This is a genomic window from uncultured Fretibacterium sp. (genome assembly GCF_963544685.1).
Lineage (GTDB): Bacteria > Synergistota > Synergistia > Synergistales > Aminobacteriaceae > CAJPSE01.
Genome location: NZ_CAUUGJ010000103.1, coordinates 1 through 8,288 on the forward strand (window position 1 = coordinate 1; position 8,288 = coordinate 8,288).

The window sequence follows — 8,288 nt, forward strand, 5'->3', positions numbered from 1 at the left end:
CACTGTTCTCTCTAACAGTTCCTGCGGGGTGCTCTTTTTTGCCTGCGGATTGGGGGGGAGGGGCCCGGATGCAGAAGAAAGCGAACCGCCGCTATGGAACCGTTCTCCTGACGCTCTGCTTTTTGATGGCGGGGGCGTTATTTTTGTCGTTTTTCATCGGGCGGTACTCCATAACTCCGGAACAGGCGGCGTCCTTGCTGCTGGAGTCCCTTTTCGGCACGCCGTCTGGGATCGCAGGCAATGTGCGCAAGGTGTTTTTCAACATTCGGCTGCCTCGAGTCATCGGGGCCTTCGGGGTCGGCGCCGTCCTCGCACTCTCGGGCAGCGTGTATCAGTCAACCCTGAAAAACCCGATGGTCTCTCCGGATATCCTGGGGGCAACGGCGGGGGCCGGCTTCGGAGCGGCTTTGGGGCTGACCCTCAACTGTGCGGGTATCGCGATACAGGTGCTGAGTTTCGGCTTCGGGCTCCTGGCCGTATCGTTCACCTGCGCCGTCAGCTCCGTTATGGGCTTGCGGCGCAATACAACGCTGACCCTGGTCCTCACCGGCATGGTCATGCACGCGCTGTTCCAGGCTCTCGTCTCCCTGATCAAATACACGGCGGACCCCTACAGCAAATTGCCTGCCATCACCTTCTGGCTGATGGGCTCCCTTGCCTCCATGACATGGCGTGCCCTGCCCCTGTTCCTGATTCCCTCCCTTGTCGGAGCAATTCCCCTGTTTCTTTTGCGATGGAAGATCAATCTGCTTTCGTTGTCCGACGAGCAGGCGCTTTCGATAGGCGTGAACGTGACGGCGCTGCGCCGAACGATCATCGTGTGTGCCACCCTGATGACCTCTTCCGTCGTCGCGGTCAGCGGCACAATTGGATGGGTCGGGCTCATCGTCCCTCACGTGTCCCGGATGCTCGTGGGGCCCGACAGCCGGGTACAGCTTCCGGCGACGCTCCTCTTGGGGGGGACCTATCTTCTCCTGGTGGACGACGCCGCTCGCAGCCTGATGGCCATGGAAATTCCCATCGGCATTCTGACCGCGCTGATTGGCGCCCCATTCTTCATCGGACTGATTTACCGACAGAGAAGGGTAGGGACGTAATGCTGTCCGTGGAGCATCTCTCCTGCGGTCATCGAGGCCATGTCTTGCTGAAAGATGTCTGCTTTTCCGTGGAGCCGGGGGAGATCGTCTGCCTTCTGGGACCTAACGGCATCGGCAAGAGCACTCTTTTTCGGACAATGCAGGGATTCCTGCCGATCATTTCGGGCAGAGTCACTCTGGATGGGGTCGACCTGGACCGATTTTCGCGGCGAGAGCTCGCCAGTCACATCGCCTACGTCCCTCAAACTCAGGGGCAGCCTTTTCCCTACACCGTATACGACATGATCCTCATGGGGCGGGCTTCATTCGTCAAAAACTTCTCATCCCCTTCCCGGGAAGACCATGCCATCTGTGCCGAGGTGATCCGCTGGCTGTCTCTGGACTCCCTCCAGAATAAACTCTTCACGCAGATCAGTGGCGGAGAGCAGCGATTGGTGCTCATTGCGCGCGCCATGGCGCAACGTCCCCGGATAATGATGATGGACGAACCCACCTCCAACCTGGATTTCGGCAATCAGGTCCGGGTGTTGCAACAAATCGTTCGGCTCTCCTCGAATCGGATCGGCGTCCTGATGATCACGCATTCGCCGGACCAGGCACTGATCTGTGCGGATAAGGCCGTTCTGTTGCGGAGGGACAAGCCCGTCCTGGTAGGAAAGCCTCAGGATGTTTTGACGGAGAGGGCTCTGATGGAGGCCTATGGCGTACGGATACGTTTTGCCTCGGTCGAAGGAGACGACGGAACACGGTTGAAGACATGCATACCGCTTGTCCATCTCGAGAGAGAATGAATCCGGGCCCGCAGGTGTCTTTCCCTTCGTGAGGCAACCTCATCGAGAGACTGTAGGATATTCCGGGGCTGTTTATAAACCGGGTAAGGTTGCAGGAGAAAAGCGCCCGGGAAGGAGCCGCCCAAAATGAACATCCATAAACGCACAAAACCGACACCCCAGCAACGAATAGAGAGCGGAGAATCGTCGCTCCCCAACGGACCTTATCCGTCGACAAATTACGGCCGGAGGGCAATCCCTCGATAACGCTGTCGGCTTATGCCCTTGCGGGGGGCCGTAAATTGCGGTAAGGTTCGTTGAATAAAACATGATGGGGATGCGTCGGCCGCAGATTCGGGCGTACCCCGGAGGGGCGAGTGAGACATGACGGAACACGGGAAGATCGAAAACGGCTTTACTGAGGAGAAGGTCAGCCTCTACGTTGCCGGGATGACCTGCGCGACCTGTGCCAAGATGGTGGAGCGGGAGCTGTCGAAGGTCGATGGAGTGTCGTTTGCGGCGGTGAACCTGGCGACGGACAGCGCCTTCGTGGTGCTGGAGCGCCCGGTGCCGCGGGAGGTCCTGGAGCGGGCGGTGCGCGAGGCGGGCTACGACATCGGAAGCCCGCCCGGCGAGGGGCGGGAGGAGGAGCGGTATCGTGCGGCGCGGCGCGGGGTGATCTTTTCCTGGGCCGTCGTCGTTCCGCTCATGGTCCTGATGGTGCTGCACATGTACGGCGGGGCGTGGGCGCACGCCGGAGCCATGGAGCGCGTCATGCAGGCCATGCCGTTCATCGAGGCGGTGTGCGGGGCCTTCGTCCTCTTCGGGATCGGGCGCCGTATTCTCCGGAGCGCGTGGATCGCCCTCTCGCATCGGCACGCCAACATGGACGTGCTGGTCGCGTTGGGTGCGCTTTCCGCCTGGGGCACGGTGTTCGTCTCCTGGGCCGACCCGGCCTTCCCCTCGTTCGGCGCCATATCGACGATGATCGTGGCCCTGCACCTCACGGGACGCTACATCGAGTCCCGGCTCCGGGACCGGGCGTCGAAACAGGTGCGGGCGCTTCTGTCCCTCTCCGTGCCCACGGCGCGGCTGCTGCTCTCCGATGAGGATATCGGAAAGGAGGGCGGCGGAAAGGAGGAGGGGGGTAGGACGGTCGAGGTCCCGATCGAAGCGGTGAAGTCGGGAAACGTCGTGGTCGTCCTGCCGGGCGAGCGCATCGCCGTGGACGGGGAGATCGTCCGGGGCACGACGTCGATCGACGAGTCCATGCTGACGGGGGAGTCCATCCCCGTGTCCCGCGGCGTGGGGGATGCGGTGACGGGAGGTTCCCTGAACCTGACGGGCGCCCTGCGCGTTCGGGCCACATCGGTGGGGGAGGACAGCTTCCTCTCGCGCATGGCCTCGTTGATTCGCGAGGCCCAGGGGGCGAAAATCCCCATCCAGGCCTTTGCGGACCGGGTGACGAACCGTTTCGTCCCCGTCGTATTCCTGCTGGCCGTGCTGTCGGGCGCGTTCTGGTGGGTCCTGTATCGGATATACGGGACGTCGCCCCTGCCCCTCGCCTTCCTGGGGACGGCCAGCCCCGCAAAAGCGCTGAACGCCTTTATCTCCACGCTGGTGATCGCCTGCCCCTGCGCGCTCGGGCTCGCCATTCCCATGGCGCTTGTCGCGGGGACGGGTGCGGCCTCGAAGCGCGGACTGCTGATCCGAAACGCCGAGGCCGTACAGACGGCCCGTGAGCTGGGCGCCGCGATCCTGGACAAGACGGGGACCCTGACGGAGGGCGCTCCGAAGGTCGTGGAGACGAACCTGACGCCGGAGCTGCTGAACGCCGCGGCCTCCATCGAGAGATCGTCGACCCATCCCCTGGCCAAGGCCATCGCCGCGGCGGCTGCGGGCGACGCCGAAGTCTCGGAGGTGGCGGAGACCGCGGGCGAGGGGGTGCGCGCGACGGTCGGGGGGCGGGAGTTCTTCATCGGGCGTCCTGTCGACCCGGACGTCTATGGGGCGCAGCTCGACCTTGGCCGGACGGTCGTCGAGATGCGCTCGGGCGACGAGGTGCTGGGTTTCATCGCCGTGGAGGACCCCATTCGGGAGGACACCCCGGAGGCGGTGCGGCGGCTCCGCGAGATGGGGGTCGAGGTCGTCATGGCGACGGGGGACAACGAGCGCACGGCGCGGAGCGTCGCGGCCCGGATCGGGGTCGACGATTACCGCGCCGCCCTGCGGCCGGACGACAAGCTGACCCTCGTGCGGGACTGGCAGGCCCGGGGGCGCAAGGTTATGATGGCCGGCGACGGGATCAACGATGCCGCGGCCCTGAAGGGCGCGGACATCGGCGTGGCCATGGGGGCGGGCAGCGACCTGGCCGTGGAGAACGCGGACATCGTGATCGTAAAGGGCGGCGTGTCCCGGGTGGCCGACGCGATATCGCTCTCCCGGCGCATCTTCGAGGTCATTCGGCAGAACCTGTTCTGGGCCTTCGCCTACAACGTCGTGGCCGTGCCCCTGGCGATGCTCTCGCTGCTGAACCCGATCGTTGCGGAGAGCGCCATGGCCGCCAGCTCCATCTCCGTCATCCTGAGCTCCATGCGCATCGCGGGGCATTTCGGGAGGGAGGACGGGGAGGGCGCCTAGTCCTTGAAAAACCAACCGGGGTGTTTTTCTGGATTGAATCGGCGCTTTTTAACGTTGAGGGGCCGGTGGACTGCGACGGATCCGTGGGAATAGGCTATAATAAATCGATGCGTCCCTTATTGGGGGACGGAAAACGGTTGGTCGAATCGGGCCGCCGGGCCGAACGATCGGTCGGTCCGTGAAGGAGGCGAGCGAAAATTGTCGGCGCAGTTGAATAATGCGGGCGTCGTCGATGTCCCGCAGCAGTCTATCGGTAAGGATATTGACGTCGAGTCGCTGGGACAGGAACACATCAATCTCGTATTCGCTCTGGGAAACGAGGATTTTGGGGTGGACGTCAACATCGTCCGCGAGATCGTGCGGGTCCCGCCCTTCATCACCCGCGTCCCCAATGCGCCGGGATACATCAGGGGCGTCATCAACCTCAGGGGGACGATCGTGCCGGTCTTCGACATGCAGCTCAAGATCGGGATGCCCTCCACGCCACTGACCGAGGAGGCCCGCATCGTCGTGCTCTCTGTCAGCGACGTCATGTTCGGGATCATCGTGAACTCGGTCCGCGAGGTTCGCACGATTTACGACTCCCAGCTGGAGACGGCCTCGAAGCTCTCCTCCGCAATGGACAAACGCTACGTCCTGTGGGTCGCCAAGCCCGCCGACGGCCGTCTTATCCTTCTGCTGGATGTTTCGTCCCTCTTCGAGCTGGACCAGATCCTCCAGGAGGAAGCCGGAAAGGAATAGCGGTTGATCCGGATCAATCTGCATATTCACAGCACATGTTCCGACGGAGCCTTTGCCCCGTCGGAACTGGCGTGTCTGCTACATAAACACAAGGTCGCCGTCGCTTCCCTGACGGACCACGACACCGTCGACGGTGTCGTGCCGTTTCTCTCGGGCTGCCGCCGATTCGGTATCCGGGGCGTCCCGGGGATCGAGCTCTCGTCCACCTCACCGGAGGGGGAACTGCATATCCTGGGTTATCGCTTCGATCTCGATTCCCCGGAGCTCGGCGAGGTCCTGGCGCAGTACCGGAGTGCGCGCCGGGAGAGGAACTGGGAGATCTGCGAGCGCCTTCGCGGGCTTGGGATCTCGATCTCGATGGGGGACGTCGAGGCGCACGCGAGGGGCATCGTGGGGCGGCCCCATATCGCGCAGGCGCTTTGGGAGAGGGGGTATGCCCCCTCGGTTCGGGATGCGTTCTCGCGCTATATCGGCCAGGGCGGCTCCGCCTACGTATCGCGCTCCCTCCTGCCCACGGAGGAGGCCATCCGTGTCATCCGTGAGGCGGGGGGGCTGCCGGTCTGGGCCCATCCCCTGAGCTCCCTGACCAACCCCGGGGACTTCGAGCCCCTCCTGGACCGATTGAAGGAGATGGGGCTCTGGGGGGTGGAGTGCTGGTTTCAGGGCGCGGATTCGGCCCAGACATGGCGCTGCCTGAACGAGTCCGGAAAGCGCGGGCTCTACACGACTGCGGGAACGGACTTTCATGGGCGTCCAGGGCACCCGGCCAAGATATCGGGGTGCCTGGTGAGGGATGATCTCTTGCCGTGGGCCCGTTTCTGCGGCGGGCTTTAGGGACTCCAATTTCAAGTCGCTCGTATGGTGCGTTGTTTTGGCCCGCTTTGTCTGCAAACGATTTGGAGATGAAATAAGGTAAGTAAGGCGAAATCTGGCAAGATGGCCTGGAGGTGCGTGTTCGTTGTTTCCCATAGATCTGCGGAGCGATACGGTGACGAAGCCCTGCGCGGCGATGCGGAGGGCGATGGCGGAGGCGGAGGTCGGCGACGACGTCTACGGCGACGATCCGACGGTGCTGCGTCTCGAGGAGGAGGCCGCCGGGCTCCTGGGCAAGGAGGCGGCCCTCTACGTCACGTCCGGCACACAGGGCAACCTGGTCTCGCTTCTGACGCACTGCGGTCGTGGCGAAGGGGTCATCCTCGGGCGGGAGACCCATATCCTCAACTTCGAGGGAGGAGGTATGGCCTGCCTGGGCGGGATCATGCCGCTCCCGGCCGACGATCCCTCGGGGCTTCCCGGGATACCGGAGATGGAGGCCGTCCTGAAGCCTGCGGATAACGTCCATTTCGTCCGGGCCCGGCTGGTCTGCCTCGAGAACACCAACAACCGGCGGGGAGGGCACGCCTCGACGCCTCAGGAGATCTCCGAACGCGCGGCATGGGCCCACGACCGGGGGCTCGATGTCCATATCGACGGAGCCCGCCTCTTCAACGCGGCGGTAGCGCTGGGGGTGACGCCCGCCGACCTGGTGCGCGATGCCGACAGCGTTCAGATCTGTCTCTCCAAGGGGCTGGGCGCCCCCATGGGAAGCCTGGTTTGCGCCTCGCGCGCCTTCGTCGAGCGTGCGCGCTTCTGGCGCAAGCGCCTCGGAGGAGGGCTGCGCCAGGCTGGGATCGTCGCGGCCGCCGGCCTTTATGCGCTGCGGCACAACATCGAACGCCTGGCGGAGGACCACGAGAACGCCCGGAAGATCGCTTCGATCCTTGCGGATGCCGGCCTGGACGTCTTTATGGCGTCGCGCCCGACCAATATGGTCTACTTCAGGGCAAAGGACGTGCCCTCCGCCGACAGGATTCTCGAGTTCTGCCGCAGGGAGAGGGTCGTTTTCAACAAGTCCGCGCCGGACACATTCCGCCTGGTTACCCACCTGGACGTGAGTGCCGAGGCTGCCCTCGAGGCCGCCTCGGTCATCGCGAGGGCAGCCCGATCAGCATGAGAGACCTGGCCCTCTTCCGATCGGGAAAATGCTTTTCGTCCCTGGGGCTTCTGGGATTCGTCCTGGCGGTCTGTCTGATGCTCTCGGGGCCGGCCTGGGGCAGCGCGACGCTCTATCGGGGCGGAAACGCCCTGGGCTCGGTCCCGACGACGAACGGCTCCAACAATGAGCCCTGGGTCTCCCTGACGGACACGGGAGCGCTCCTGGGGTTCCAGGCGTCGCTGTCGGGGGAGGAGCTGCTCCTCGTCCGCGGCGACATGCGGTTCCGTATCGTCCTGAACGCCGTGGCCGCATGGAGGGACCTCTATCTCATCCCGCTCTATGGGGCGGCCTTCGAACGGGATGGACGCTGGTGGCTGGACATTCCGTCCGTCCTGTCGCTCTTTCAGCGGGCGACCGGGACGGGGGCGGGAAACCGCCTGCGTTTCGAGGTGGAGGCGGACGCCCCTCCCTCCGAGCCGGCCGGCTCGGAAGCGCTTCCCGCGGCGGATGCCTCCGTTCCCTCTCCTTCGGAATCCGCGGGGGAAGGGGCCCCGCAGGCGGGAAGAAAGGAAGCCAAGGGGGCGGAAAGGGCGGAGGACGCGACGATCCCGATTCCGGCGGGGGAGAAGTCCTTGGGGGAGAGCCCCGCAAGGGACAAGCCCGATGCGAAACCGGAGGCTTCCGGAAATAGAGGGGAGATCCGGGCCCTTCGATGGAGCACGTCGCGCGAGCGGATACGGGCCGTGATCGATTGCAGCGATGGGGCCGAGCCGCAGATTCAGGTCGAGAAGGGCAACGTTCGGGCCCTCTTCTCCAGCGCCTCGGAATTTCTGGAGGGGCTTCCATCCCCCTACGGCAACATCTCCGCGGATCTGAAACGGGGACCGTCCGGGGCGTCGCTGGTCTTCTCGTCCAACAGCCTGCGTGTGGAGCGCCTGGCCCTGGATGCCCCGCGGCGCATCGTGCTGGACTTCTTCTTCGAGTCCCCGGCGGATATCCGCGTGCTGCCCGCCCCCACGCCTGTCTCTTATACACATCTCCGAGCCCACGAGACGGAGCTACATC

Annotated in this window: 7 protein-coding genes; all 7 read left to right on the plus strand. The window is 64.2% G+C overall.

What is annotated here, in order from left to right:
* The first annotated feature begins 68 nt into the window (after nucleotides 1–68).
* Nucleotides 69–1,097, plus strand: a complete 1,029-nt coding sequence (locus ABLA28_RS09220; protein WP_347713417.1) for an iron ABC transporter permease — start codon at nucleotides 69–71, stop codon at nucleotides 1,095–1,097.
* A gap of 44 nt (nucleotides 1,098–1,141) precedes the next feature.
* A complete protein-coding gene (locus tag ABLA28_RS09225) occupies nucleotides 1,142–1,888 on the plus strand; it encodes an ABC transporter ATP-binding protein (RefSeq protein WP_347713418.1) in 747 nt (248 codons plus the stop codon).
* Nucleotides 1,889–2,251: 363 nt separating this feature from the next.
* Nucleotides 2,252–4,507, plus strand: coding sequence for a cation-translocating P-type ATPase (locus tag ABLA28_RS09230; RefSeq protein ID WP_347713419.1), 2,256 nt, complete (start codon nucleotides 2,252–2,254; stop codon nucleotides 4,505–4,507).
* A gap of 198 nt (nucleotides 4,508–4,705) precedes the next feature.
* Nucleotides 4,706–5,248, plus strand: a complete 543-nt coding sequence (locus tag ABLA28_RS09235; protein WP_299301659.1) for a chemotaxis protein CheW — start codon at nucleotides 4,706–4,708, stop codon at nucleotides 5,246–5,248.
* 3 nt (nucleotides 5,249–5,251) lie between these two features.
* The gene (locus ABLA28_RS09240) at nucleotides 5,252–6,082 is read left to right on the plus strand and encodes a PHP domain-containing protein (RefSeq protein WP_347713420.1); all 831 of its coding nucleotides are present in this window, start codon (nucleotides 5,252–5,254) and stop codon (nucleotides 6,080–6,082) included.
* A 124-nt stretch (nucleotides 6,083–6,206) separates the two neighbouring features.
* Nucleotides 6,207–7,241 (plus strand): low-specificity L-threonine aldolase, encoded by a 1,035-nt coding sequence (gene ltaE / locus ABLA28_RS09245; protein WP_347713421.1) that lies wholly within the window; start codon nucleotides 6,207–6,209, stop codon nucleotides 7,239–7,241.
* A partial coding sequence (locus ABLA28_RS09250) for a hypothetical protein (protein WP_347713422.1) occupies nucleotides 7,238–8,288 on the plus strand: 1,051 nt, incomplete at its 3' end. The genes ltaE and ABLA28_RS09250, both read left to right, overlap by 4 nt.

Coding starts and splice junctions, on each gene's coding strand:
- ABLA28_RS09220 (WP_347713417.1), top strand. CDS start 69: ATGCAGAAGAAAGCGAACCGCCGCTATGGAACCGTTCTCCTGACGCTC.
- ABLA28_RS09230 (WP_347713419.1), top strand. CDS start 2,252: ATGACGGAACACGGGAAGATCGAAAACGGCTTTACTGAGGAGAAGGTC.